Origin of the sequence: Alteromonas sp. AO-Serp (genome assembly GCF_017849675.1) — a bacterium.
Taxonomy (GTDB): domain Bacteria; phylum Pseudomonadota; class Gammaproteobacteria; order Enterobacterales; family Alteromonadaceae; genus Alteromonas; species Alteromonas macleodii.
Genome location: NZ_JAFLMX010000073.1, coordinates 1 through 25,967 on the forward strand (window position 1 = coordinate 1; position 25,967 = coordinate 25,967).

Consider the following 25,967-nt stretch of genomic DNA (forward strand, 5'->3'; position numbering starts at 1 on the left):
CAAGTTATACTGTAAGCGGAGTAAGCAGATCACCTCACGGACATAAGCTTACGATTAGCTCTCGCTTATCGACATTGCAAAAGGGTGATTTTATCCCCACTTTTAAACCCCTAGTAAGAAAAAGAGTAGTGCGAGAGGGCTAAATCTACCTCGCGAGCAGAAGAAAATACCAATTGTATTATGCTACACTTCGCGACCTTATTCTTAATGCAGCAGAAACAGGTGTTCTCTGCGCGCTTTTATGTTTTTTTGATTTTATTTATTGAGGGAAACAGACGCTTTGAACGTTTTGGAATTACGCGCTGCGCTTGCACTCGCCTCCGTTTACGTATTACGCATGATGGGGCTGTTCATGGTTATGCCCGTGTTGGCTGTAGCCGCAATGGACTACCCGGATTACTCGCCGCTGTTGGTAGGACTTGCCGTGGGTGGATATGGCCTAACCCAAGCTGCGCTGCAAATTCCTATGGGTATGATGTCTGACAAATGGGGGCGTAAACCCGTTATTTTGCTAGGGCTTGCTGTATTTGCATTAGGAAGCTTTGTAGCAGCAAACGCCGACAGTATGGCCATGATGATTGTTGGGCGTATTCTTCAAGGCGCTGGGGCAATTGCAGGAGCGATAATGGCGCTGGCTACGGATGTAAGCCGGGAAAGTCAGCGAGCCAAAGTGTTAGCTATCATAGGCATAGCCATTGGCTTTTCATTCTATTTAGCCGTTATTTTAGGACCTCTTATTGCGAACAGCTACGGGCTTGCTGGTGTGTTTGGTATTACTGGTATTCTGGCGATTCTTTGCATGCCGCTGGTTAAATGGGTAGTGCCAAACGGTGTGCAGCTGAGCAGTGGCGATACACTGCCACAAAAAGACCAGCTAAAGCGCTTAATCTTTTCTTCTCAGTTATGGCGTTTAAATATCAGCGTGATGATTCTACATATGATGATAACGCTGTTGTTTGTTCAACTGCCCGTAACGCTACTGAATTTTGATATGACGCTAGATAGTCACTGGACGGTTTACTTACCCGTTTTAGGCGCGTCAATTGTAGGTCTAATTATCATGATGGGGGCAGCAAGAGGCCGTACGCCTAAATCGCTCCTTGTAACCGGCGTTGTATTAATGGGCGGCGCGTTTTTGGCGCTGAGTTTAGAGGACCATAGCTGGTGGTGGGTTACCGCTGCCGTGGTGCTTTTCTTTACTGGCTTTAATTATTTGGAAGCGAATTTCCCTGCATTGGTGTCGAGCATTGCGCCTGCGGGACAAAAAGGAACGGCCATGGGCCTCTACGCCAGTTTTCAATTTTTTGGTGCATTTTTGGGCGGTGTAATTTCAGGTTTCGTCACCGATATTTGGTCGCAAGAGTTAGCTTATGGCATTGGTGCTGCTAGCACTCTGCTTTGGCTTTTTATTATTCTTGGTGTTAAAGAAGTGAGCCGGGTTAAGCGTGTGATGATGAATGGAGATTTTGATAGTTCAAATGTTTCCAGCATTGAAGCCGAGCTGCTGTTAGTGCCTGGTGTGTTGGAAGTGACATTAAACAGCCAAAATAACGCGGTATACCTGAAAGTTGATCGTGATTTTGATGCGGTAAAAGCGCGAGACGTGTTGTCTGCATAGTGGCTCATCGCATTGCAACCATGAAAGGTTAGCATCACACTATTTTTGAAAAGGAAGCGAACACCATGATTGACCTAAGCAGCTACAAAGCCATTATTTTTGATATGGATGGCACCTTGGTCGATTCAATGGGCGCGCATATTGATGCGTGGCAGCTTACGTGCGATGCGTTTGGTTATCCCTTCGACCGAGACTACCAATACAGTTTAGGTGGTGTTCCTACCTTTGAAACCGTACATCTTATGAATGCAAAGTATGGAAAAAGCCACGATCCAGCAGAGGTTGCTCTATATAAAAAACAGGCGTTTGAAGGGCTAGACCATTTGCCAAGGCTTATCCCAGATACCCTGGACGTGTTTAACCATTATAAGGGAAGCATGCCCATTGCAGTGGGGACAGGCTCAGATAGGCAGCACGCTCAAATGGTGTTAAATGAACACGGCCTTCTAGCCCAACTATCTGCGCTGGTTACAGCCGATGACGTCACTCAAGGTAAACCTCACCCTGAAACCTTTGTGCGTGCGGCAGAATTAATGGGTGTAGCACCACAGCATTGTGTGGTGTTTGAAGATACCGACATGGGACGAAAAGCGGCGGTTGACGGTGGCATGGCGTGCTTTATGGTCGACAATACGCGGCTTATCTACTGAATCTTACCCTGATTGAAAGTTCGAGCTTAGGGCTTACGCTCACTCAATCGCGTTCACTTTATAGTTTCTTAGGCTTATACCGCCTCTAGTTCGCTTAGCGCATTTCCGCAGTTGTGTAACAGTGAAGACTTTATACGTTTGGTGGCATCATCAATGGCGGTTTTCATTGCATCGATAGCAATCTGACTGCTCTCTTTTTCACTGACACTGGCGTTCACACTCATGCTTTGCCCTCTGAAGGTGGTGGCGGGTGAATACTCATCGGCATAGTCAGGTTTGTACTTAACATTAAGCACCACGGTGGCAACCATATTACTTCCTAAGCTTTTTATAAACGCGCGGTTTAGTACTACTTTCACGCTGTTGGCTGCTTCAATATCTGGGCTGACATTCATCGCTTCTAAGCTTTGCTGTAGCAGTGAATAGAGCGTGTCTTCTGTTACATTACTGCTTCCAACGAGCAAGTCTTTACTCGACCGTATGTCGATTAGTTCTGCCAAGTTAATTGGACAAGCTTTCGCTTTAGACATGGTTAGCTGATAGTCTTTTCTCTGCGACGCAGGAATTAATGATGAGTCAAGCTCGGGTGGCGTAGACTCGCAGGCAATAAGTAAGGGTAGGGCACAACAGGCAACAATAAGTCGAGCTGGTGATGTAGCGTAAGACATGGAAAATGTTCTACTTTTCATTAAATTATTTTTGTTTTATGCAGATAAATTATGCAAGTAATATTGTCTTTAGTATAAGAAAGTTTGTATCGCTAAGAAACAGAACAACTGTTGCAAACTGTTACAGCTTGTTTAGCATAGGTGTGGGACTGTTGATTTTGCTGAGCGAGTTTTTGATCAGCGACACAACCATTACACCTATGTAACCTGAATAAAAATTTCGCCATAACCATTCAACACGGACAGTTCTTTAATGATGAGCTTAAAAAACGCGGTAATTAGTGTAGTTGCAAGTGTGTCACTTATTGGGTGCGCAATTAACGTGTCCCCTTCGGCCTTCTTTTATCAAGACACTCAGCAAAAGCCCCTTGATACTACGAAGCTACACGCGGCAATTCAAAAAGACAAAACCTCGGCGGGCATAACCCGTGTTGAAGTTAAAAATGACGCTGGGTTAACTTTGAGAGGCGTTGCTGTTTCTTACCCTGACCCTATTGTTAACATTGTTTTCTTTGCAGACAATCGTATGCCTGTAAGCGAAAACAACAGCGTTATTCATAGACTGGGTAAGTTGCCCGCTAATATATTGTGGCTCGATTATCAGGGAGTAGGAGCCAGTGATAAAGCGAAGGACTTAAGTATTAACGCTATTAAACAAGATGCGTTAACCCAGTTTGACTATGTAGCAAGTGCGTTTGACGCCTCAATTCCCACTATCGTTCACGGCCGAGGTATAGGCAGCTATTTCGCAAGCTATGTTGCTGCAAATAGAAAGATAGACGCTTTAGTATTAGACGGCGCTTTCAATAATATCTCTGATTTAATTGCCAACATGGTGCCAGGCTTCTCTAATTCATTCACAAACATGAAGCTTCACGATGAAGTTCATAGTATGCAAATAGCCCCAATCTTGCGTCACTATGAGGGACCGCTATGGCTGGTGGTGGGTGAGGAAGACAAAATAACGCCTTACCCGATTAGTCAGCAGCTATTAGAAGATGCATCAAGTAGCGAAAAGTATATTTCGGTCATTCCTGGTGCGACGCACAACGCAACGCTAAAAAGTGACTATGCCATACAAGAGTACAAGCAGTTTTTAGCAAGATTCACTCAGTAATAGAAACCTTACTCGTTGTGGATAAGTAGTGGAAAACCTTGTTGGTAAGTCTGTTAATAGCCATATAGAACAACAGATCACGATCTTTTCACCACTTTCTGGTCGGATCACGAAATGTCAGTTAAATCAAGCGCTGTAGAGCAACTGTGCTCGATCTTAATCTTTTTTGATCGTAAAGCTGTGCAGGATCAGGCAATTTTGCTCTTTGGGGATAAAAGTTCGAGGCAAAACGATCAAGCGGGTATTTTTGTCAATAGTTTCGTGTCATGAAATTTTTAGAACACAGTTGCTCAACTATACATCGAATTACGATTAATCATCCATCAAACTGGCTTGTAAGTGATTAAATAAAATACCCGCCATAGGCGGGTACTTTTTTTGGTCTATTAATTTTTGAAAGGAAAACGAACAGCTAAACCCTAACCATTGAATCTCGTTTTACTACTGTAGGAGTATATTTAAAGGTAAGCCCATCTTCTGGTTTGCTTCCCGATGCATACTTCAATGCAAGTTCCGCCGCTTTTGCCGCCATCATTTCTACTGGATAACGCAGAGTCGTTAATTTAGGACGACAGTACTTTGCTAACAGCACATCATCGTATCCCATCACAGAAACTTGTTCTGGAACTGAAATACCATGATCCTGCAGCATGGTCATAGCACCAGATGCCATAGCATCGTTATAAGCCAAAACAGCAGTGAATTTTGCACCAGTAGCAAGCAAGTTTTGCATTGCCAGTTCACCACCTTCCTGATCGGGCGTAGCATACTCAATCATGCTTTCAGGCAAGCTTAAATTCGCATTGTTAACTGCGTTTCTAATCCCTTCGAGGCGATGATTAGGATCGTCTATGCGATACTGACTGCTTATCACCGCGACATGTTCATGGCCTTGGTTGATGGCATATTCCGCCATAAGGCGACCACCGGTAACGTTATCAAGCCACACACAACGATTTGCTATTTCTGGTATATAGCGGTTAATTAATACAAAGCCTGGAACTTGGTTTGCAAAACCGATCAGGGTCTCGTCATCAAGTGCTTTGCTGTGCACTACCATGGCTTCTACTCGATGCTCTAGCAGTGTTTCAATAGCGCGAAGTTCAGTCTCTTTTTCAATAGAGCCGGCACTTAATAAAATTTGAACGTTATTTTTGCGAGTAATGGACTCCACACCGTGGGCTAACATAGCGAAAAATGGGTCGTGGAGCTCAGCAATGACAACGCCTAAAGATGCGCTACGTTTGGTTACAAGTGCCCGCGCATTAGCGTTGGGACGATAACCCATTTCTTCCATGATTTTTTTGACACGCTTGCGAGTATCATTGCCCACTTTAGGACCATTATTAATAACTCTTGATACGGTCGCTAATGAAACGCCAGCGGCTTGGGCGATATCTTTTATTGTTGCCATTTTCTTTCAAACTTCGTTTTATTGCGTGGAGTGTCGATTGACCTGATTGCCATAGCGTACATTATATTTACAAAAAAAGATAAAATTCTAACGCTTAGCTTGTGGTGTCTTTTACGGGGCTGAGATGCATTAGAGAGATGAAGAGCGTTAGATTACCTAAGTGGTTTTACCTTCTATGATTGTTAATCAAACCGCTGTAAAAAAGAATGGAAAACGTATAACCTCCTAGGCATTCTGAAAGATTGCATTATTCATTAATGTATAAAAAATGTGTGGTAGGTTGGAACGCGTCAGTTTACTAAGCACGTCTTAAGGTAAAAATTTTGTTATGAAAATAAATGTATCTGCATTTGGTGAAGTTGAAGGCGAAGTCATAAACGCCTTTACGTTAACTAACGACAACGGCATGTCAGTTACCTTGCTTAACTACGGTGGAATTATTAAAGAAATTCACTTCCCGAATGCAGAAGGTGAATCGGTAAGTTGTGTCCAAACTTTCGAGACTCTACAAGACTATATAGATGACCCGAGCTATCGCGGTGCGATCGTAGGACGCTACGCAAACCGAATTGGACATGGCTCGTTTGCGTTAAATGGAACAGAGTACACCTTAGATAAAAATGGCGGTGAACATAATCTACACGGCGGCCTAGCTGGATTTCATAAGAAGGTTTGGGCGGCAAGCGTCCAAGAGACGACAGACAGTGTGGCTGTAACATTTACCTTAACTAGTCCTGATGGGGAAGGTGGCTTTCCCGGAACTGTTAATGTAGAGGCATGCTATTCCCTTGATCAAAACAACGAGTTATCTCTTGTGATCACCGCAAACACAGACAAAGAAACCCCGCTTAGTTTCACGCAGCATGCTTACTTCACGTTGAGCAACGACCCGCAAGTGGGTAATACATTGCTACATATAGATGCTGACAAAGTAACGGACGCAGATAGCACCTTGCTGCCAACTGGAAAACTGGTCGAAGTTGCCAATACTCCCTTTGATTTCACGAAACCTACAGCAATAAAAGAAAGGGCAGAGCAATCTAATTCCCATCCATTATTTGATAGGGTGGGAGGCTACGACCACAACTATGTACTCCGTGATACGCCTGAGCATACCCCACAAGCAACCGTAAAAGCACTTGATACAGGTATTGCTATGTCGTTATTTACTAACTTGCCGGGTTTGCAGTTTTATACTGGCGGGTTGAAAACCGACGATCAGCTTGGTGCCTTGTGCTTAGAACCACAGCATTTCCCGGATGCACCCAATAAGCCCGAGTTTCCAAACTGTTTCGTAAAACCCGGGGAAACCTTCAAAGCAAGTATGCGATACAAGTTCAGCGCATAGAAATCGTTATGTAGTGACAAAAGAAAATTATTTGTTATCAATTTAACAATTAATTTTCTTTGTTACGCAATTGATAAACGTAGAAGCTTGCTATATCATTATCAGGGTAAACGTTTAACCCTATTTAATGTTGCGCATTAGAGCGTAGCAGGCTAATTCAGAGAGAGTGATTATGGGAACCCCTTTCGACCCTACCAACGATCCACATCGCCGTTACAACCCTTTGTTGGGTGAGTGGGTGTTAGTGTCGCCTCACAGAGCGAAGCGCCCTTGGCAGGGAGCCTCAGAAGAGCCAAACAACGAACAAAAGCCATCTTACGACTCTACGTGTTATTTATGTCCAACAAACACCCGCGTGAATGGTGAAGTTAACCCTGATTACAAAGGTACGTTTGTTTTTCAAAACGATTTTGCTGCCCTTAAGCAAGATACAGAACAAGCCAGTGAGAAAAAGGGGCTGTTTCAGTTCGAAACTGAGCAAGGCTGCAGTCGTGTTATTTGTTTTTCCCCTGATCACAGCAAAACATTACCTGAGCTTTCCGATGAAGAACGCGTAGACGTAGTCAACACGTGGAAAGCACAAACCGCTGAACTTGGTGAAACCTATCGCTGGGTACAAGTTTTTGAAAACAAAGGCTCAATGATGGGGTGTTCAAATCCTCACCCTCATGGTCAAGTATGGGCGCAGCAGCATGTGCCTACCGACCCAGCGAAAAAAGTCGTGCAGCTACAGCAATACTTTGGTGATAACGGCACGCCTATGCTGTTGGACTATGCCGAACAAGAAGTAGCGAAGCAAGAGCGAGTCGTGTGTCAAAATGATGATTGGGTTGTAGTTGTACCATACTGGGCCGCTTGGCCTTTTGAGACGCTACTGTTACCGAGATTTGACGTGCAATCTATGCACATGCTCTCGGATTCTCAGTCGCTATCTCTTGCTAAGATCATTGGCGAAATTACAGCGAAGTACGACAACTTATTTGAAACGTCTTTCCCATACTCTATGGGATGGCACAGTGCCCCATTTGATAGTGAAGCGCACCCTGAATGGACGCTACATGCGCATTTCTTCCCACCACTTCTGCGCTCAGCAAGTGTACGCAAGTTTATGGTTGGGTACGAAATGATGGCAGAGGCACAGCGAGATTTGACCCCTGAACAAGCGGCAGACAGATTAAAAGCACTATCCACAGTGCACTATAAGAAACGTGAGAATGCGAATGGATAATCAAGTACTTTCTTCTAATTTTGAAACGCACTACGGCGAGGCGCCAGCGTTAATCGCACATGCGCCGGGTCGAGTGAACATTATTGGTGAGCACACCGATTATAACGAAGGGTTCGTATTTCCGGCTGCAATCAACTTTGGAACGTGGGTTGCGGCAACAAAGCGCGCAGATAATGACATCGTGGTTACCGCGATGGATTACGAAAATCAGCAAAACCAGTTTTCGTTGTCAGACATTAACTATGACGAAGAACAAGGGTGGGCAAACTATGTTCGCGGCGTAGTGAAAGTACTTAAAGAGGCCATGCCAGATTTTGGCGGCGCTAACTTATTGGTTACGGGCAATGTGCCACAAGGTGCTGGGTTAAGCTCTTCGGCATCTTTTGAAGTGGCTATACTAAAAGCGTTAAGCGCGCTGTATGAGTTGCCCCTCGATGGCGTACAGGCTGCACTGCTAGGCCAGAAAGCCGAGAATACGTTCGTAGGCTGCTCATGCGGAATTATGGATCAGTTAATCTCTGCTATGGGTAATGAAGGCATGGCAATGCTGCTTGATTGCCAGTCGCTAGCCATTGAGCATTCACCACTACCAGACTCGCATCAAATCGTTATCATCAATTCGAATGTTAAACGTGGTTTGGTTGACAGTGAATACAACTTGCGTCGTCAGCAGTGTGAACAAGGCGCGTCGTTATTGGGTGTGTCATCGTTACGCGAAGCAACTATGGAAATGCTAGAAGGCGCTAAAGCACATATGCCAGAGGTGGTTTATCGCCGCGCGAAGCATATTGTTACCGAAAACGCTAGAACACTGGCAGCAAGCCAAGCCTTAAAAGCTGGCGACATCGAAACGGTGAGTGAAGCCATGGCGCAATCTCACATCTCCATGCGTGATGACTTTGAAATTACCGTTCGCCCAATCGACTACTTGGTTGAGATCATTGGTGAAGTGCTGGGTAAATCGGGTGGTGTTCGCATGACTGGCGGTGGATTCGGCGGCTGCGTAGTGGCCCTTGTACCTACCGACAAAGTTGAAGCGGTGAAGCAAGTCGTGGCCGACAAGTACTCTGATGAAACAGGATACAGTGCTGACATTTATGTGTGTACGGCTACACAGGGCGCGTTTGCCTAATTATCGATTTAAATACAGCATTAATGCACAAACCTCTCCCCTTTCTAAACAATCCTATTCTTTAGAATTGTTTGTGTCCCTTAAGCCGCATCCATTGGTTGCGGCTTTTTTTTTACAAAAAGTGCACATTTCTAGTTAAAAAAAGTAAACAAAGTGTGATACTAATACTACCCGCAATAACGCGATAAGTTTAACGGTGAGTTTTTCACCCATTTATGATTTATTGTGCTTTGCGAAACGCGTTTTAATAACGTGACACTGGTGTGGCAACAACCAATATAATAATAAAAACAATTTTTCACCTGTGTACCCTGCATAACAATCGCCGCACCCAAAATAAGAACTTTGGGAAAAACTATGAAATTAGCATCAATAGATATCACGTTGTTCGTGGTATACGTCGTCGCGCTTGTCGGAATTGCGTGGTGGGTTTCTCGCGAAAAGCAGGGTCATCAAAAAGATACAAATGATTACTTTCTAGCGGGCTCAAGCTTGCCATGGTGGGCAATTGGCGCATCACTCATCGCTGCCAATATCTCTGCCGAACAAATCATCGGCATGTCGGGGTCAGGTTACCAGTTGGGGCTTGCCATTGCGTCTTATGAGTGGATGGCCGCCATTACGCTGCTTATTGTCGGCAAGTTCTTCTTACCTATCTTTCTTAAGCATAAAATTTACACCATGCCTCAATTTCTTGAGCAGCGATATGATCATCGCGTTCGCAAGGTAATGGCAATATTCTGGCTAGGTGTTTATGTTTTTGTAAACCTAACTGCTGTGCTGTGGTTAGGTGCATTGGCCATCAATACCATCGCGGGTGTTGATATGGTTTACGGCATGATGTTCTTAGGCCTTTTCTCGTTAACCTATTCACTTTACGGCGGCTTGAAAGCGGTAGCACTCACCGACATTATTCAAGTCGTGTTGTTGGTTATTGGTGGCTTGTTCCTGTCGTATACGGCGTTAAACCTAATCAGCGACGGCAATGGTGCCATCCAAGGTTTTGTTGACCTTACTAACAAGCTCCCTGAGAAATTCGACATGATATTGTCAGAAGACAACCCGCACTATATGGACTTGCCGGGCATTTCTGTATTGATTGGCGGTATGTGGATCATGAACCTATCGTATTGGGGCTTTAACCAGTACATCATTCAGCGCACGTTGGCGGCAAAGAGCGTTCAAGAAGCGCAAAAAGGTATTGCGTTTGCGGCTTTCCTAAAACTGCTAATGCCGCTAATTGTGGTATTGCCAGGGATTGCAGCAGTGCTAATTGTGCCAGACTTAGCTAAACCGGACCAAGCATACCCAAGCCTAATGACGCTGATGCCTGTTGGCCTTAAAGGTATTATCTTCGCAGCCTTGGTGGCGGCGATTGTGTCCTCGCTAGCGTCGATGACAAATAGCGTTTCTACTATTTTTACCATGGACCTTTATAAAGATAAGCGTCCAAACGAGTCGCAGCAGCATTATGTGAAAGTGGGTCGTATCGTTAGCTTGGTCGCGCTAATCATTGCTATGGTGGTGGCCAAGCCGCTGTTGGGTAATTTCGATCAAGCATTCCAGTATATCCAGGAATTCACGGGCTTCTTTACACCAGGTATCTGCGCATTGTTCGTTTTAGGTATGTTCTGGAAGAAAACCACAGCAAACGGTGGTCTATTGGCCGCATTAGGCTCATTTGTTTTAAGCATTGTATTTAGACAATTCTGGCCTGAACTGCCGTTTATTGACCGTGTTGGTCTTGTGTTCCTGCTTTGTGTCGCTTTAGCTGTGGTTGTTTCTCTGCTAGAGAAAAAAGGTGTCAGTGAAAACGCTGTCGACCTAAACGAAGTGCAGTTCAAAACCACAAGCGGATTTAATGTAGCATCTATCGCTGTAGTTATCCTTACAGCAGCGTTTTACATTACGTGGTGGTAGCAGACAAGGAAGGGCGTTTTTAATCGCAACGCCCTTGCTAAAATTAGCTAAAAACAACGCGAAAGTTCAGAAGACGCTGACAATAAATTTTGTTAAGTTCTAGAACGTGTTGCAGTTAGTAACGTAAACCTGTGGTGAAAAACTTCAATTTTCCCTCATAAAATGCGGTATACTAACCGGCTAATATTCGATGAACTTTCGCGCTTGCTGATGTCTTACTAAGAAGAGTTATACAGCAAGCCACTAAAAACGTTACAGGAGACATCAATGGCAACGAAAGGCGTTAATAAGGTTATTCTTGTTGGAAACCTTGGCAATGATCCTGAAGTTAGATACATGCCTAACGGAAACGCCGTTGCGAACTTAAGCCTAGCAACTAGCGAAAGCTGGAAAGACCAACAGGGTCAGGTTCAAGAGCGCACTGAGTGGCACCGCCTTACAATGTACCGTCGCTTAGCAGAAATTGCCGGAGAGTACCTGAAAAAGGGCTCGCAAATTTATGTTGAAGGTAAATTGCAAACACGTAAGTGGCAAGATCAGCAAGGCCAAGATAAATACACCACTGAAATTATCGTAGACCAAATGCAAATGCTTGGCGGTCGCGGCGGTGAAGGCGGTGGTGGTAACGGTGGTTACCAACGTCCTCAGAACAACCAAGGTGGTTACAACCAGGCGCCTGCACAAGGCGGTTATAACCAAGCGCCACAGCAAGGTGGTGGTCAGCAGGGCGGCTACAACTCAAACCAAGGTGGCGGCTACAATCAAGCGCCTCAAGGTGGCAATCAAGGTCAGCCAAAGAACCCACCAATGGCTGAGCCAGATTTTGACTTCGACGATGACATTCCGTTCTAAGCAAAAACAGTTCATGTGTTGAAAATATTCTAAGAGCCGCTTTAATAGCGGCTCTTTTTTTGAGCTAAGTTCGCCCAATTATGAGATTGGTGCCCGCCTTTCTTCCCCCGATTACCTTAAAATAATTTCATCATATTCCCATTGTTGTTTTCCCATAAACGCGATGAGTGAGCTTTAAGAATTACGTGTAAAAGGTTGGGTTTTTGCAGTGTCAGTAGTAGTAACCTTGGTGGCTTTTGTTTTGTTGTGTCTTAAAAGCAGCGTGCTGTTTGCGCAAACAGACGGCGAATGTGAAGGGGAAAGCTGCGTCTCCAAAAAGCCTACAGTAGTATGGTTGCGACCACCCGAGCTTGGAATTGAAGGCAGTGGTGTCAGTATCACTTCAGGGCCGATCTATGACGTCATGGCGTACCTCTCTACACACCTGCATAACTACGACCACCAATTTGAAGCTTATCCGGTTAAACGCGCATGGTCGTTGGTACAGCATCAACAATCCGCACAAAAAGTGTATTGTTTTTATGGCGCCGCTTACCAAGAAGAACGCGCTGAGTGGGGATATTACTCTCAGCCAACCTCTATAAACTTACCGCTACTCATTGTTGCAAGAAAAGCGCTTCAGCCTTCACTGAAAAATGAATTAGATACCGCGCAGTCTCAGCCAACACAGGGATATTTTGAGTCCATTTCTTTACGTGCTCTGCTTCAGCAAAATTTGAGAACGGTACTCTACAACGATGTGAATAACGTATACGCCGATACTGTTGAGCAATGGGCTACAAAAAACAATGTGGTTCGTTTAAATGGGTTAAGCAAAGACTTAGGCATGCATACCATTGCCCTTCTGGAAAGTGGAAGAATAGACTTTGGCTATGTAGGGCACCGCGAGCTTTCAGCATTACCAGAAGAAGAACTCGATGCGCTTAATGTTTATCAAATCAGTGAACTGTCACAGCAGCTAAGAGGAACAAAGCGCTTACTGTGTTCTAAGAGTGAGCTAGGACAAGCGGTAACGAGTGATCTAGACAGCGCGCTAACTCACATTACATCTACGCCTATGAAAAGCCAAACCTTAAGAGACATTAACTTTGTGGCAGATGGATACCCTTTATTTCTTAAACCACTTTTTGATGAAAGGTGGAAGCAATACCTTTCAAACTGAAGGCTTTCAAGGTTTTACGTTTTACCATTACTTTCACGACAATTCATACGTAAAGCAGCCTATTTTATTACCTCCCCTTATTCTTCCTAATCAACAATAATAATAGTGTTTGGCTTGTGTGATACCCGTGACGAGGTATTATAAATTTGCCTGTTAATAACGAGAAAATTCCCCAAATTATGAAAACGTTATCCCTGCTTTTTGGCGGTGCTGTTCTGGTTTCAGCGACCGCGGCCATATCTCCTTCGGTATCAGCTGCTCAAACGCTTTATAAGCCGTTTCCAGCCGACGTAATGCCATCGTTAAGTGAGAAAGGTAACTATGATGTTGGCGTAAAGACAATCGAAGCGGCTTATCCTGCTAAAGTAAAAGACATTGCTGGTAATGAAGTCGAGCGATCACTTACTTTGGAGGTTTGGTATCCTGCAGCAAGCTCGGCTCAAAAGGCCACGTACATTAATGAAACAAGAAGTGGTCAGGTGTTTGAGGTACAAGCTGATGCAAGCCGTGATGCGCCTATTGCCGCTGCTGACACTGATTTTCCGGTAATTGTTATCTCTCATGGTTATACCGGTTACCGCACCCTTATGTTTTATTTAGGCGAACACCTCGCGTCTCACGGTTATGTAGTAGCGGCAATCGACCACACAGATTCCACAAACAAAGATGTTAATTTTGCAGAAAATCCGTATTCAGGTTTTCCAAGTACGTTATTAAATCGTTCACGAGACCAAGTTCTTACATTGAACAGCATCAGCGAAAATACCTTTTTTAAAGAGAGTGTAGATGCAAGCAAAGCGGGAGTGATTGGCTATTCAATGGGGGGCTACGGCGCAGTTAGCACGGTAGGAGGATGCTATGCTTTTAACGACCAAACCGCTGCAACCTTCACTGGTACACAAGATCCTAAAACGGCGGCGTTAATTAAAGAAGCGCTTAACACCTGCGCAGGTGGCAAGGCCAGTAGCGAAGAAGCATTACCAGCCTGGAAAGCGGCGCTAGCACTTGCGCCATGGGGCGGGCAACATCAGCTATTTGATGTGCAATCGCTAAACAATATTAAAGTTCCTGTTCTTTATGTTGCTGGGGATAACGACGATATTTCTGGCTACGACGGTATAAAGTGGTTATTCGATAATACCGGCAGTAAAGAATCTAAGTTACTAACCATTAAGAATGCACGCCACAATGTTGCACCTCACCCTGCACCTAAAGAAGCTTATGGCAGTGAATTTGATTTGGGAAGTTACATTGAGCCGGCATGGGAAGTGCAAAAGCTTAATGCCATTAACGAGCATTTTGCGCTTGCGCTTATGAACTGCCATGTGAAAGGTTTAAAAGATGATTGTGAATACCTGAATGTGAGTGGCAGTAGTGCCCAAGTACCCGTAGATGGCAAAAAGCCAGAGCCTTGGAAAGGGTTTGACGATCGCTGGGCGTTAGGCTTGGAGATGCAAAGCAAGTAAGCACCACAAAAAAGCGAGCAGCGGCGTAACACCGCTTAGCTCGCTTTAGCTTCTAGCTTTCGAGTCGAGTCTTCAGCTCTATACCGCTTTAACGGTATAAATCAATGCAGTTTGTGGGAAGAGCACCGGCAGCTGCATACCGTATTTCATCAATACTTCGCCAGAGAATACTTGCCCTTCAGTTTGTTGCAAAATAGACGGGGTGTATTCTTTTAGCTTTTCAGGCCATACACGCTCAATGGTGTATTGTTTGTTAGCATCAAGACCTGCAAAGTAGAAGCGGTTTGGCGTAGTGCGAACAGTTTCCAAAACGCTGTTATATGCAAAAATACCTTCTTGCTTGTCTTTAGATACATAACCAAATTTTACGTTCATGCCGTCATCGTCCATGCGGAATAGGTCGCCGCCGTGGGTGATATGACGATACTTTTTGTAAAGTGAAATAGCATCAGTAAGCACTCTTTGCTCGTGGTCAGTAAGTTCACGTGGGTCCATCTCTATACCCATATGGCCAAACAAGGCTACTGCCGAACGTATCTCAACAGGTAAGTGTCTACCCGTTATATGGCAGTCGCGCGGGCCAACGTGTGCGCCCATTACTTCAGCCGGGAAGAAATAAGAACAACCACGCTGAATATACAAACGGTCTAGTGCGTCGTTAGAATCCGACGTCCAGAAACGATCTGTGTGTGGCAAAATACCTAAATCTACACGGCCGCCTCCTGAACAACAGCTTTCTATCTCAATGCCTGGCTTCGCTGCCTTAACGCGGTCTATTAAGCTGTAAAGCGCAGCCATTTGACCATGCATCGCAGGTTTACCGTGAAGGTTGCCGGGGTGGTTTACGTCGCGGTTCATGTCCCATTTGATGTAGCTGATTTTGGGGTACGTCTTCAGTACATCAGTAATCACTTTATAAAGGTACTCAACCACTTCAGGGTTGGTTAAATCCAATACGTACTGATTTCTAAAAGGAACGTGAGGGTTATTCTCGGTTTGCAGCGCCCACTCAGGATGTGCGCGGTAAAGGTCGCTGTCAGGGTTTACCATCTCTGGCTCAAACCAAATACCGAATTCCATGCCAAGGCCAGTAACATGGTCAATTAGCCCGTCTAGTCCTTCAGGATAGATAGCTTCATCAACAAACCAGTCGCCAAGCCCTGCCTTGTCGTTTCTGCGCCCTTTAAACCAACCATCATCTAACACAAAGCGCTCAATGCCCAGTGGTGCAACTTTATCGGCTAAGGCTTTAAGTTCATCTTCGTTATGATCGAAATAAATTCCTTCCCATGTGTTGTAGTGCACTGGGCGAGGCTTCGATTCAGCACTGTGGTTTAGCACGTTGCTGCGAATGAAGTTATGGAACTGTTGTGATAGCGAAGAGAAACCTTCACAGCCATAGCCTGTGTAAAGCACGGGGGATGTATAGCTTTCGCCAGCGTTAAGTACCAATTCACCTGGAAATAATAACTCACCAAACTGCACATAGCTTCTGCCATCAGCCATAAGCTCGGCGCGAAGCTTGTGGTTTGCAGAAGCGCCAAGGTGATAGCCATAGCACTCACCGTTAAGTTCACCCGTGCCTTGAGGGAATGCAATCAGGCCAGGGAAGGTGTCGTGAGATGTTTTGCCTCGGCGATTTTCACGTACATAACTTCCAAAGAAGAGATCGTGATCTTTGGTTTGAAACTCTGCTGACCAGCGGCCTTCAAATGTTTTAATTTTACTTACGGAAGTAGGCAAGGGCAGGCTAGCGGCATTCAAATAGCCTAAATTGAGCGGTGTTTCGCCACTGTTTTCGAGACGAGAAACGTATTTTACTACGCTTGTTTTGTTATCGAGCTCAACAGTTGTGATAAGACGCATACCGCGGCGAGCGTCTTCGCTTACGAAAGCAACAGACTGTGCATCTTCATTTATTTCGGTCAGGCTAAAGCCTGCTGACCACTGGTCGGCATCGCCCGACACTTCAAGACCTGGCTGACCCGTCCAGCCGTCACCGTGAGTCGGTACCAACGTAATCGGCGGTTCAATTACGGGTGCGCATTTGGCTTCTTGACGGGTGTTTAAAACGCTCAGCATTTCTGGTGTTGTACTGTCACTTAATGGCGCACCATAGTAAATGACTTTGGGCATACGACCCTGGCAGTCGAATATTAATGTGGCTTTCTCGTTCGACAAACGAACGAATGATGTGAGTGACGACATAAAAACCTCATTTTACATGCCTAGATGTTTATAGCGCATGTTGTTAAAAGAAAAGATGACTGAAAAGTACAGAAGGAACATCCGTACGGTTTTATGGTTTTACAACGGTTTATCGAGCTTAATACCTGCTTTCTTGCACGGTCGTCGAGTAATTAAATCTGTTTCAATCACGCTTACAGAGTCTTCTCTCTGCTTTCATCTACTTCACAGCGTGTGGCGGAACAAAAGTAAGCAACAAACCGTACTTTTGCTCCGCCACAACCGTAGTAATCCTAGTTATCTGAACCAGCCAATATATGGCTGACCTTATTAGCCGTGTGCTTCTTCGCTCTCTATCAAACGACCACGCCATTCTGCCTTTTGCTTAAATACAACCCGATTTAAGACAAGGGCGAGGGCAATACAGCAAACCAATGTGACCAACATCAGGTGAATGTAGTGCAGGCCGAAAGGAGCGTGTACAAAGCTAAAGAAAGCGTATAGACCCACACCAAAGACAACTGCCGCTATTCCCGCGTTGGCGTTTACGTTATTAAATAGTAATCCAACAATAAAGATGGAAAGAATAGGCATACTTAACAACCCGAAAAGTTGTTGAAGCAGGTTGATGATGCTTTCTGCTTGCGCATACACAGGAACCATAACTAGCGATACAATAGTAAGCGCCGCGGTCACAAAGCCGCTTAAGCGCGCAACGTTTGGCTTCTTCTGAAAATACGCCTCGTGTATATCGCAGACATAAAGTGCAGTCGCAGAGTTGAGGTTACTGTTGTAAGTAGTGAGTACTGCTGCAGCGAGGGCCGCTGCAAATACACCTGATAGCCAGCTAGGTAAAACATCACCTACCAACGTACCGTAAGCGGCATCGTTGATATCGCCGTACAGCTTATACGAAATGATACCTGGAACTACGATAATGGTAGGAACAACGATAAAGCGGATGATCGCTGCAGCGTATACGCCTTTCTGTGCTTCTTTTAAATTAGGTGCAGCCATGGCGCGCTGAGTGATTACCTGATTCGTACTCCAGTAGAAAGTCTGGATAAACACCATACCGGTTAATAACGTGTGCCATGGTAGAGGTGAATCATTATCACCAATTAGGGTTAAGCGTTCGGCAGGTATGCCCGAGAAATCAAAATCGATTGCGAATAGTGCAAGAACGACAACAACAATCGCCATAGTCAAAAGCAATACGCCAGAATAGGTATCTGAAACTGCAACCGCGCGAAGCCCACCAAAGATAGCGTAGAAGGCACCAATTAATGCAAAAGCGGTGGCAACATACATAAGTGGAATGTCTACATTGAACATGTTAATCATGAAAAGCGAGCCGGTGTAGATTACGGCAGGCATGAAAATAAGGCTGCTACCTAGGAAGAAAAGAAGGCCTATTAGTGCTCTTATATGCTTGTTGTTATAGCGCATTTCCAGTAATTCGGTGGTTGTGGTGCACTGATAATGATAATAGACGGGAAGAAAAACTCGCGCGAGAATGATTAGGCCCGCCACCGCGGCAAATTCCCACCACGCAAGCAGTGCCATTTGGTTACCGTTCATCCCTACAAGTTGATCGGTACTTAAATTAGTTAACGTTATTGAGCCCGCGACGTATATCCATGTTAGTCCGCCGCCAGCTAAGAAATATTCTTTGTTTTCGTTGGCTTTACTATGCCCATGACCGCGACACTTTAAATAGGTAAGAAGCCCGATAAGTGCGGTGATGAAAATAAAAACGACAAGTTGGGTTAAGCTGCCTGACACGAAAAACTCCTCAGCAGAATAAAGACAAAAAGGGGGCAACAGCGCCCCCTTGATAGACTAGTTGTTATTAGAAGCTAGCACGAACACCGACAGCGTAACGAGCACCGTCAGCAACTTGTTGAACGAAATGTTCTGATAAGCGACCGCGACGCGTTAGCTCTTCGTCAGTAATGTTAATGCCTTCGAAGAATACCGTAAGAGACTCAGTTACATCGTAACTTACACTCATATCAACTTGGGTGTAAGTCTCAGTGAAACGAGGCTCAGTACCACCAAGAGTGCTTATGGCTTCTTGCATAAAGGTTTCACGATTGTTCAGTGCAACACGCGCTTGGAACGCATCTTTTTCGTAGAACAATGTAATGTTTTGTGAGTTACCTAAACCTGGAAGGCTAAATTCTGCATCTGAGTTAACGATAGTAGCATTAGCTTGGATACCGAAGCCGCTTTCAAGCGTGTGCAACCAAGCAAGCTCTAAACCTTCAACTTCAAGCGTATCGCCGTTACGAGGGCGCAGAACGCTAAATACATACTCGCCACTTTCTAAGAAAAGAGACTCATCAGCAACATCACCTGCAATGAAGTCTTCCACTTCTTTGTTAAAGGCTGCAGCTGAGAAGTAGCTAGTATCGTCGTAGTACCATTCTAAAGATACATCCCAGCTGGTGGCTTTATATGGCTTAAGTTCAGTGTTACCCGCTTGTGCTTGCAAGTTACCCGGACGGCTCACAGTAACATTAAATACAGGCACTAAGTCATCCATCATTGGACGCGTTAGCGTTTCAGAAAACGCATAACGTAGGTATAAATCGTCTGTTAACTGTAGCTTAACGTTTAAGTTAGGAAGCAGCGAAGAGTAGCTGTTTTTCTCGTTAACCGGCGCACCTACTTCTGTTTCATAAACTACATTAAGGTCTGACGGATCGTTAGGGATTGGCTGAAGATCTCTTACAATCTGACTTGTCCCGTCTACTGAAGTGTCAGTTTCGCTGTAGCGGAAGCCAAAATTCACATCAAGTGGCATCTCTGAGATTTCAGTAGTGAAGTAGAATTGTGCGTACGCACTTAATACTTCTTCGCTCACTACGAATGAGTCATTGCTTGGCTGTGGGTTGCCGATATTTGTTGCATCAATCGCTGCGCGAACGTCGTCAAACGATTCACCTGTAGCGTCTGCAATTTGCTGTACTGCTGCATCAGATGTTGCGTAGTCAAAGAACGCTTCAGGGTCATAAGTTAGCCACTGATTAGGCACACCGCCGAAGTAGTTTTGTGCAGTAAATACACTTAGAAGCTCGTCAGGAAGATCGAATGTGTAGCCGCAATAAATGTCACAACCAGAAGCGAACAAGCGAGTATTAGATTTTTCACGATCTTGGAAATAGATACCGAAATCTGCTTTGTAGAACGCATTGTCTGAATCAGGTACCCAAGAGAAGTCTGCACGGTACTCACTGATGGTATCTTCCGTGTCAAAACCGTTGCGCTCATTGTAGTGCATACGACCTAGTGACGGTGTTTGTAAAGCGGCATCACCACCGGCAACAGTCAATGATGGAGTAGCACCTGTGAAATCTACACTGTATTCATTGTTATAACCCACAACAGTGAAGAAGTTGTCACCGCCACTGCTGTCTTCGGCAGTTGAAGTTGAGATATCAATGTTTGCTGTTAAGTTGTCGTTTACTAACCACTCAAAGTTTGCACCGAAAGCCTGGATTTCAACATCTCGGCCGTAGCGGCGGCGAATAAAGTCAGTCGCACCACCAACACCGTCTACAACGGTGCTTGTTACACCTGATAGGCTACCGTTGTCAGTGAAAGACATGTTGTCGAGGTTGCTATCAGAGAACCAGTGGCCAACACTGTGTGCGTCTGAGTCAACTTCAAATTTAGAGTAAAGACCATCTAAAGTAAGCGTCATGTCATCGTTAGGAGCATACTGAACAACAAGGTTACCAGATGTTCTTTCACGATCGACTAAATCAACGATTTGGTCAAAGTTCTGCGGAATGTACACACCGTTGAACTGGGCATTGTCAGCGTAATCAGGGTTATCTAGCTCAGAACGATTGGTTAGGCTTACTTCAGGACGCCAGTAGCGCGTTTCTAGCATGTTTGTTTGTAGCTTACGCTGTTGGAATGATGCAGCAGCTAACACACCTAGTTTACCATCCATAAAGGTATTGGTAATTAAGCCCGACATTTGTGGCGTTGTTTCTTCAGAAATGTCTTCGTACATGCCTTTTACACTTGCAACGGCCTTGAAGCCGTCAAATGCGAATGGGCGAGCAGTTGTGATTTCTACGGTTGAACCGATACCACCTTCTTGCATAGAAGCGAGAGGGCTCTTGTAAACTTTTGCACCGCTAATAAGTTCAGCTGGAAGCGTATCGAAACTAAAAGCACGACCTTGGTTTTCTGTAGCAATTTGGCGGCCGTTAACAAGTACGGTGTTAAAATCTGGGCCGAAACCACGCACAGTAATAAATTGACCTTCACCACCTGAACGATCAATGGCAACACCAGTAATTCTTTGTAGTGATTCAGCTACGTTTTGGTCTGGAAATTTACCTAGGTCTTCAGCCGTAATACCGTCGTAAACAACATCAGATGCTTTCTTATCTAGCATTGATGCTTTCAGAGAGCTGGTAAAACCTTTAACTTCGATAACTTCCACTTCTTTATCAGTAGCAGTAGTTGCTTCCTGTGCCAGTGAAATAGGGGCGTGTAGGGCAGAGGCGATAGCAACACCTAAAAGTGAGCGTTTCGCGATAGGGCCTAACTGTGATGTGTTAATTTTATGTGTCACTGTGTTTTCTCCGTGAGTAGGCTACGTTTTAACGTACTTTGCACTTAAATTACGTTTTTAGTATGTGCGGATCAAGCTTATTAACAATACTTTTACACATTTAACGTTATATTTTCGTGATTATTATTTGTAACTTTATGAAAAATATAGCGTTTCTGATTTAAGGTAAAAGGTGAAACGTTTACCTTGGATCCAATACTAGCACAAAATGACAATGTAATTACAATGTTATAAAAAATTTTTTTGTATAAAAAAAGTGCGGCCTATAGCCGCACTTTATTAACAATCAGAAAAATAAAGGAAAATTAGCTGCAGCGGATACGGTCGACGGCGGCTTTCCAACCATCATAGGCTTGATCACGTTCTTGCTTGGTCAATCTTGGAGTGAAAACGCTATCACTCTTCCAACAATGGGTTAAATCGTCGATTGAATTGAAGACACCAGCCTGTAATCCTGCTAAGAAGGCAGCACCAAGAGCGGTGGTTTCCGTAATCTCAGGGCGCTCTACTTCAGCGCCCAATATGTCTGAAAGAAAGCCCATAACCCAATCATTACGCGACATACCGCCATCTACACGAATAGTTGTGGGGCGAGCGCCATCGCTTTCCATTGCTTTTTGCAGGTCCTTAGTCTGATAGCAAACAGACTGAAGTCCCGCTGCAACGATTTCGCTAATGCCTGTGTCGCGGGTTAAACCTAAAATTGCGCCACGGGCATCTGGATCCCAATAAGGTGCGCCTAAACCAGTAAATGCCGGGACAAGGAACACGCCGTTATCTTGTCTTGCTCGCTGTGCAAGTGCCTCCGATTCGGCGGCATCGTCGATAAGCTTCAGGCCATCTCTGAGCCATTGAACGGTTGCGCCGGCCATAAAAATACTGCCTTCAAGCGCATAAGTCGTTTTGCCGTTTAAACGATACCCAACGGTGGTGAGTAATCGGTTTTTCGATTGCAAAGGGGCGTCACCAGTGTTCAATATCATAAAACAACCGGTACCGTAGGTGCTCTTGGCCATGCCTTTTTCGAAGCACGCTTGGCCAACTAATGCTGCTTGCTGGTCGCCTGCTACGCCTTGGATAGGAATAACTCTACCTATGATATCTTCTTTCGTTACACCAAAGTCAGCCGCACAGTCCATCACCTCGGGTAGCATTGAGCGTGGGATATTGAATTTATTAAGTAATTTCTCATCCCAGCATTGATTATTGATGTCGAACAGCATTGTACGCGAGGCATTGGTGGCATCAGTTTTGTGTGACTCACCACCCGTTAAGCGCCATATAAGGAACGTGTCTACGGTTCCAAACAACAGCTCTCCGTCCTCGGCTTGCTGTCTTGCACCTTCTACATTGTCTAATATCCAAGCTACTTTTGTGGCAGAGAAATAAGGGTCTAATAGAAGCCCTGTCGATTCAGTAATGTGTGAAACGAGCTCTTCGTCTTCGCTTAAATCACGACAAAGCTGGGCTGTGCGTCTGTCTTGCCAAACGATAGCCGGGTAGACAGGCTCACCAGTGTTTTTATTCCACACTAAGGTTGTTTCGCGCTGGTTAGTGATACCAACGGCTGCGATATCTGATGGTGTTAATGAACATTTCTTGAAAACATCTTTGAGGGTAGAGACAACGCTTTCCCAAATCTCCTCTGGATCATGCTCAACCCAGCCATCTTTCGGATATTTTTGAGAGAATTCCTGCTGTGCAATAGCGTCTATACTGCCCTTTGGAGAAAAAATGATGCTGCGAGAGCTTGTTGTACCTTGGTCAATGGCAAGGATATGTTGTCCCATAAGGTCACTCCTGAAGATAGTTTTAATAGAGTTTGCATCATTTACACAGGATTAACAATGCTATATTTTCGAAAACGAACATTGGCGTTTCGTTTTGTTATGGGAACATTGAAGTTAAGCACGTATAATTGATGTAATTTTCTAATTCTGAGGACTCACGATGAATCAAACCCAAAGACACGAAAAAATTGTTGGGCTTATAAAGCTACATGGTTTTATGTCTATTGATGACTTGGTCAGTGCTTGCGAAGTTACGCCGCAAACAATCCGCCGAGACCTTAACCAGCTTGCCGAAAATGGTGTGGTGAGCCGCTATCATGGTGGTGCTGGCCTTAACAGAAGTTGGGAAAACACGCCATATCAGGAAAGGAAAACCCAAAACAGCGAAGTCAAAGAGAAAATTGCTGAAGCAGTGGCTGCGATGATCCCCGACGGCGCATCGTTGTTCATTAATATCGGTACGACGACGGAAATGATCGCAACTAAGTTGCTCAACCACAAAAACCTTCACGTGGTAACCAACAATATTCACGTTGCTACCATTCTTTCGGCTAAAGAGGATTTCTCCGTCATAATTGCTGCCGGTGAAGTTCGCTATCGCGATGGCGGAATCATTGGCGAGGCAACCTGCGATTTTATAAGCCAGTTCCGCATGGATTACGGCATAATCGGTATCAGTGGTATTAGTTCGGACGGTGCACTACTTGACTTTGATTTCAGAGAAGTGAAAGTGTCCCAAGCCATTTTGGAACATACTCAACACGTTATATTAGCTGCGGACTACAGTAAGTTTGAACGCCGCGCAATGGTGGAGCAGGGGCACATTTCACAGGTTGATTGCTTAGTTTGTGATAAAGCCCCGCCGCCCAGCATAAGCAAGATAATCGAAGAAAATAACATCACCTTTGTCAAAGCGTGACCATCTATTTGCTATAGTTTTCCACTACTTTTAAACCTGTTCTCGGTTTTGCTCGCATTCTACTTTTTGGCAGCCTTCTTTAAACATTACGCACTGTTGCCGCAAGCGCTCTTACACACCACGTATTTTTCAATGTAAATCAGTCAAATATTGTTGCGATTGGATTTGTTCATTCCTTTTAACTACGAATTTTAACTTTCTTTAATGTTCGTAAATGTTCGTTTTTTGTTGACATGTTTTCTTTTTGCTTGTCAAATAGACAACCATATGAGGATATCCATATAAATACCACTAGAGGCAATGTATGAGTCAAAGCAATCAAACTGAACAGACAGTCGACGTTTTAGTCGTTGGCGGCGGTGTTAACGGCGTAGGCGTCGCGCTTGACGCTGCGGGACGCGGGCTTTCGGTTGCTTTGTGCGAGAAAGGTGACCTCGCAGGCGCAACGTCTTCTTCTAGCAGCAAATTAATTCATGGTGGACTTAGGTATTTAGAACATTATGAATTTCGCCTAGTGAAAGAAGCGCTGGCAGAACGTGAAGTGTTGTTGAAGAAAGCGCCTCACATCATGTGGCCGCTACGTTTTCGTTTGCCTCACCAAAAGCATTTACGCCCTGCGTGGATGATACGAATTGGTTTATTCCTCTATGACTCGCTGGCTAAGCGCAATATGTTACCGCGCTCACGTAAGCTAACGACCACCAGTGAAAGCCCGCTGGTTAGCGATATTTCAACGTGTTTTGAATACTCAGATGGTTGGGTAGATGACGCACGCTTAGTGGTACTAAATGCGCTAGCTGCCCAAGACCAGGGGGCGAAGATATATACGCGTACTGAATGCGTTAAAGCTGAAAAGTTAGATAATTTGTGGAATGTGGAGCTTAAAACGTCTCAAGGGAAAACGTTTACAGTCAAGGCCGGGTCAATTGTTAATGCGGCTGGACCGTGGGCAGTATCGTTTCTAGATCGCTTGGTAAATATTCACAACCCCAATGCGATGCGCATGGTAAAGGGAAGCCACTTTGTCGTTCCCAAGCTATATAACTCTGATGAAGCGTACATTCTGCAAAATAAAGACGGACGCATTGTATTCGTGATCCCTTACGAAGGTGATTTCTCACTTGTGGGCACAACAGACGAAGACTTTAAAGGTAATCCGTCTGACGCTGCAATTTCAAACGAAGAGACTGATTACTTAATTGACGTCGTAAACAACTACTTCAAGTCCAAGATAACACGCGAAGATATAGTCCATACTTACAGTGGCGTGCGCCCACTCTTAGAAGAGAAAAACGCGTCAGCACAAGAACTTACTCGGGACTATAAAGTAGAGCTTAAGGGTGAGGCTGGAAAGCCCGTATTACTTAATATCTTCGGCGGCAAAATTACAACCTATCGAAAGCTCTCAGAGCACGCGGTAGATAAACTTGTCTCATGTTTCCCGAAAGCGAAAAAAGCGTGGACCAAAGAAGTACCGCTACCAGGTGGTGCATTTGAAAGTCAAGAATCGCTAGTTGCTCAACTAACTTCCGAGTTTTCTTGGCTGGACAGCGCTATCGCTGAACGCTACGCAAGACAGTATGGCTTACTATGTTATAAGTTTCTTAAAGGTAAAGTGTCAGTAGATGCTATGGGGACTCATTTTGGGGCTGGTATGTATCAGGCAGAAGTTGATTACCTTATAGAGTGCGAGTGGGCTTGTTGTCTAGAAGACGTGATTTGGCGCAGAACAAAACATGGATTACGCTTGAACAAAGCACAACAGGAAGCGCTGTCTTCTTATATCTCAATGAAAGTTTCTGGCGCAGTTCAATCGGATGAGCCTGTGGATGCTGTATTGGCAAGCGCGTAACCCGTGAAAGTTACGCATTAGAAGGAGCCATCTTTGCTTGAAAAGCA

18 protein-coding genes are annotated in these 25,967 nt (G+C 44.8%); 12 read left to right on the forward strand and 6 right to left on the reverse strand.

Going from position 1 to position 25,967, the window contains the following annotated elements; genetic code table 11:
- The first annotated feature begins 280 nt into the window (after window positions 1–280).
- Window positions 281–1,618 (forward strand): MFS transporter, encoded by a 1,338-nt coding sequence (locus tag QVA83_RS06130; protein ID WP_287498245.1) that lies wholly within the window; start codon window positions 281–283, stop codon window positions 1,616–1,618.
- Window positions 1,619–1,683: 65 nt separating this feature from the next.
- Window positions 1,684–2,268, forward strand: coding sequence for an HAD family hydrolase (locus tag QVA83_RS06135; RefSeq protein ID WP_069943537.1), 585 nt, complete (start codon window positions 1,684–1,686; stop codon window positions 2,266–2,268).
- A 74-nt stretch (window positions 2,269–2,342) separates the two neighbouring features.
- On the opposite strand, the gene QVA83_RS06140 is transcribed toward QVA83_RS06135, so the two are convergent.
- Window positions 2,343–2,936, reverse strand: coding sequence for a hypothetical protein (locus tag QVA83_RS06140; protein WP_069943538.1), 594 nt, complete (start codon window positions 2,934–2,936; stop codon window positions 2,343–2,345).
- Window positions 2,937–3,189: 253 nt separating this feature from the next.
- Here QVA83_RS06140 and QVA83_RS06145 point away from each other — a divergent pair, with 253 nt between their 5' ends.
- Complete coding sequence (locus QVA83_RS06145; RefSeq protein WP_014947874.1) at window positions 3,190–4,053, forward strand: alpha/beta hydrolase family protein; 864 nt, start codon at window positions 3,190–3,192, stop codon at window positions 4,051–4,053.
- Between the two features lie 412 nt (window positions 4,054–4,465).
- Here the strand turns inward: QVA83_RS06145 and QVA83_RS06150 are convergent, their stop codons facing one another.
- Entirely contained in the window at window positions 4,466–5,467 is a 1,002-nt protein-coding gene (locus tag QVA83_RS06150) for a LacI family DNA-binding transcriptional regulator (RefSeq protein ID WP_014947876.1), read from the reverse strand.
- A gap of 328 nt (window positions 5,468–5,795) precedes the next feature.
- Here QVA83_RS06150 and QVA83_RS06155 point away from each other — a divergent pair, with 328 nt between their 5' ends.
- The 7 genes from QVA83_RS06155 to QVA83_RS06185 all read left to right on the forward strand — a co-directional run bounded on the left by QVA83_RS06155 (window position 5,796) and on the right by QVA83_RS06185 (window position 14,575).
- Window positions 5,796–6,815 (forward strand): aldose epimerase family protein, encoded by a 1,020-nt coding sequence (locus QVA83_RS06155; RefSeq protein WP_014975371.1) that lies wholly within the window; start codon window positions 5,796–5,798, stop codon window positions 6,813–6,815.
- Between the two features lie 172 nt (window positions 6,816–6,987).
- Window positions 6,988–8,043, forward strand: coding sequence for a UDP-glucose--hexose-1-phosphate uridylyltransferase (locus QVA83_RS06160; RefSeq protein WP_014947878.1), 1,056 nt, complete (start codon window positions 6,988–6,990; stop codon window positions 8,041–8,043).
- Window positions 8,036–9,175, forward strand: a complete 1,140-nt coding sequence (gene galK / locus QVA83_RS06165) for a galactokinase (RefSeq protein WP_039217399.1) — start codon at window positions 8,036–8,038, stop codon at window positions 9,173–9,175. The genes QVA83_RS06160 and galK overlap by 8 nt, the downstream gene beginning before the upstream one ends.
- A 357-nt stretch (window positions 9,176–9,532) precedes the next feature.
- Window positions 9,533–11,095 (forward strand): sodium/sugar symporter, encoded by a 1,563-nt coding sequence (locus QVA83_RS06170; protein ID WP_014975374.1) that lies wholly within the window; start codon window positions 9,533–9,535, stop codon window positions 11,093–11,095.
- Window positions 11,096–11,362: 267 nt separating this feature from the next.
- Entirely contained in the window at window positions 11,363–11,947 is a 585-nt protein-coding gene (locus tag QVA83_RS06175) for a single-stranded DNA-binding protein (protein WP_014947881.1), read from the forward strand.
- A 208-nt stretch (window positions 11,948–12,155) separates the two neighbouring features.
- Window positions 12,156–13,109 (forward strand): hypothetical protein, encoded by a 954-nt coding sequence (locus tag QVA83_RS06180; protein ID WP_061439040.1) that lies wholly within the window; start codon window positions 12,156–12,158, stop codon window positions 13,107–13,109.
- Between the two features lie 179 nt (window positions 13,110–13,288).
- On the forward strand, window positions 13,289–14,575 hold the full coding sequence (locus tag QVA83_RS06185) for an alpha/beta hydrolase family protein (RefSeq protein WP_069943577.1): 1,287 nt from the start codon (window positions 13,289–13,291) through the stop codon (window positions 14,573–14,575).
- Window positions 14,576–14,653: 78 nt separating this feature from the next.
- On the opposite strand, the gene QVA83_RS06190 is transcribed toward QVA83_RS06185, so the two are convergent.
- The 4 genes from QVA83_RS06190 to glpK all read right to left on the reverse strand — a co-directional run bounded on the left by QVA83_RS06190 (window position 14,654) and on the right by glpK (window position 23,149).
- Window positions 14,654–16,783, reverse strand: coding sequence for an alpha-galactosidase (locus QVA83_RS06190; RefSeq protein WP_061439044.1), 2,130 nt, complete (start codon window positions 16,781–16,783; stop codon window positions 14,654–14,656).
- A 309-nt stretch (window positions 16,784–17,092) separates the two neighbouring features.
- Window positions 17,093–18,547: an SLC5 family protein gene (locus tag QVA83_RS06195; protein WP_039217377.1), complete on the reverse strand. Its 1,455-nt coding sequence runs from the start codon at window positions 18,545–18,547 to the stop codon at window positions 17,093–17,095.
- A gap of 67 nt (window positions 18,548–18,614) precedes the next feature.
- Complete coding sequence (locus QVA83_RS06200) at window positions 18,615–21,359, reverse strand: TonB-dependent receptor (protein WP_278343656.1); 2,745 nt, start codon at window positions 21,357–21,359, stop codon at window positions 18,615–18,617.
- A 305-nt stretch (window positions 21,360–21,664) separates the two neighbouring features.
- Window positions 21,665–23,149: a glycerol kinase GlpK gene (gene glpK / locus QVA83_RS06205; protein ID WP_239219406.1), complete on the reverse strand. Its 1,485-nt coding sequence runs from the start codon at window positions 23,147–23,149 to the stop codon at window positions 21,665–21,667.
- 160 nt (window positions 23,150–23,309) lie between these two features.
- Between glpK and QVA83_RS06210 the strand changes: the two genes are divergently transcribed.
- Both QVA83_RS06210 and glpD read left to right on the forward strand, forming a co-directional pair.
- Window positions 23,310–24,068: a DeoR/GlpR family transcriptional regulator gene (locus QVA83_RS06210; protein WP_239219405.1), complete on the forward strand. Its 759-nt coding sequence runs from the start codon at window positions 23,310–23,312 to the stop codon at window positions 24,066–24,068.
- Window positions 24,069–24,372: 304 nt separating this feature from the next.
- On the forward strand, window positions 24,373–25,920 hold the full coding sequence (gene glpD / locus QVA83_RS06215; RefSeq protein WP_287498246.1) for a glycerol-3-phosphate dehydrogenase: 1,548 nt from the start codon (window positions 24,373–24,375) through the stop codon (window positions 25,918–25,920).
- Window positions 25,921–25,967: the final 47 nt, after the last annotated feature.

Bases quoted from the DNA above. Each gene is read 5' to 3' on its own strand.
- QVA83_RS06135 (WP_069943537.1), top strand. From the start codon at position 1,684: ATGATTGACCTAAGCAGCTACAAAGCCATTATTTTTGATATGGATGGC.
- QVA83_RS06140 (WP_069943538.1), bottom strand. From the start codon at position 2,936: ATGTCTTACGCTACATCACCAGCTCGACTTATTGTTGCCTGTTGTGCC.
- QVA83_RS06145 (WP_014947874.1), top strand. From the start codon at position 3,190: ATGATGAGCTTAAAAAACGCGGTAATTAGTGTAGTTGCAAGTGTGTCA.
- QVA83_RS06150 (WP_014947876.1), bottom strand. From the start codon at position 5,467: ATGGCAACAATAAAAGATATCGCCCAAGCCGCTGGCGTTTCATTAGCG.
- QVA83_RS06155 (WP_014975371.1), top strand. From the start codon at position 5,796: ATGAAAATAAATGTATCTGCATTTGGTGAAGTTGAAGGCGAAGTCATA.
- QVA83_RS06160 (WP_014947878.1), top strand. From the start codon at position 6,988: ATGGGAACCCCTTTCGACCCTACCAACGATCCACATCGCCGTTACAAC.
- galK (WP_039217399.1), top strand. From the start codon at position 8,036: ATGGATAATCAAGTACTTTCTTCTAATTTTGAAACGCACTACGGCGAG.
- QVA83_RS06170 (WP_014975374.1), top strand. From the start codon at position 9,533: ATGAAATTAGCATCAATAGATATCACGTTGTTCGTGGTATACGTCGTC.
- QVA83_RS06175 (WP_014947881.1), top strand. From the start codon at position 11,363: ATGGCAACGAAAGGCGTTAATAAGGTTATTCTTGTTGGAAACCTTGGC.
- QVA83_RS06185 (WP_069943577.1), top strand. From the start codon at position 13,289: ATGAAAACGTTATCCCTGCTTTTTGGCGGTGCTGTTCTGGTTTCAGCG.
- QVA83_RS06190 (WP_061439044.1), bottom strand. From the start codon at position 16,783: ATGTCGTCACTCACATCATTCGTTCGTTTGTCGAACGAGAAAGCCACA.
- glpK (WP_239219406.1), bottom strand. From the start codon at position 23,149: ATGGGACAACATATCCTTGCCATTGACCAAGGTACAACAAGCTCTCGC.
- QVA83_RS06210 (WP_239219405.1), top strand. From the start codon at position 23,310: ATGAATCAAACCCAAAGACACGAAAAAATTGTTGGGCTTATAAAGCTA.
- glpD (WP_287498246.1), top strand. From the start codon at position 24,373: ATGAGTCAAAGCAATCAAACTGAACAGACAGTCGACGTTTTAGTCGTT.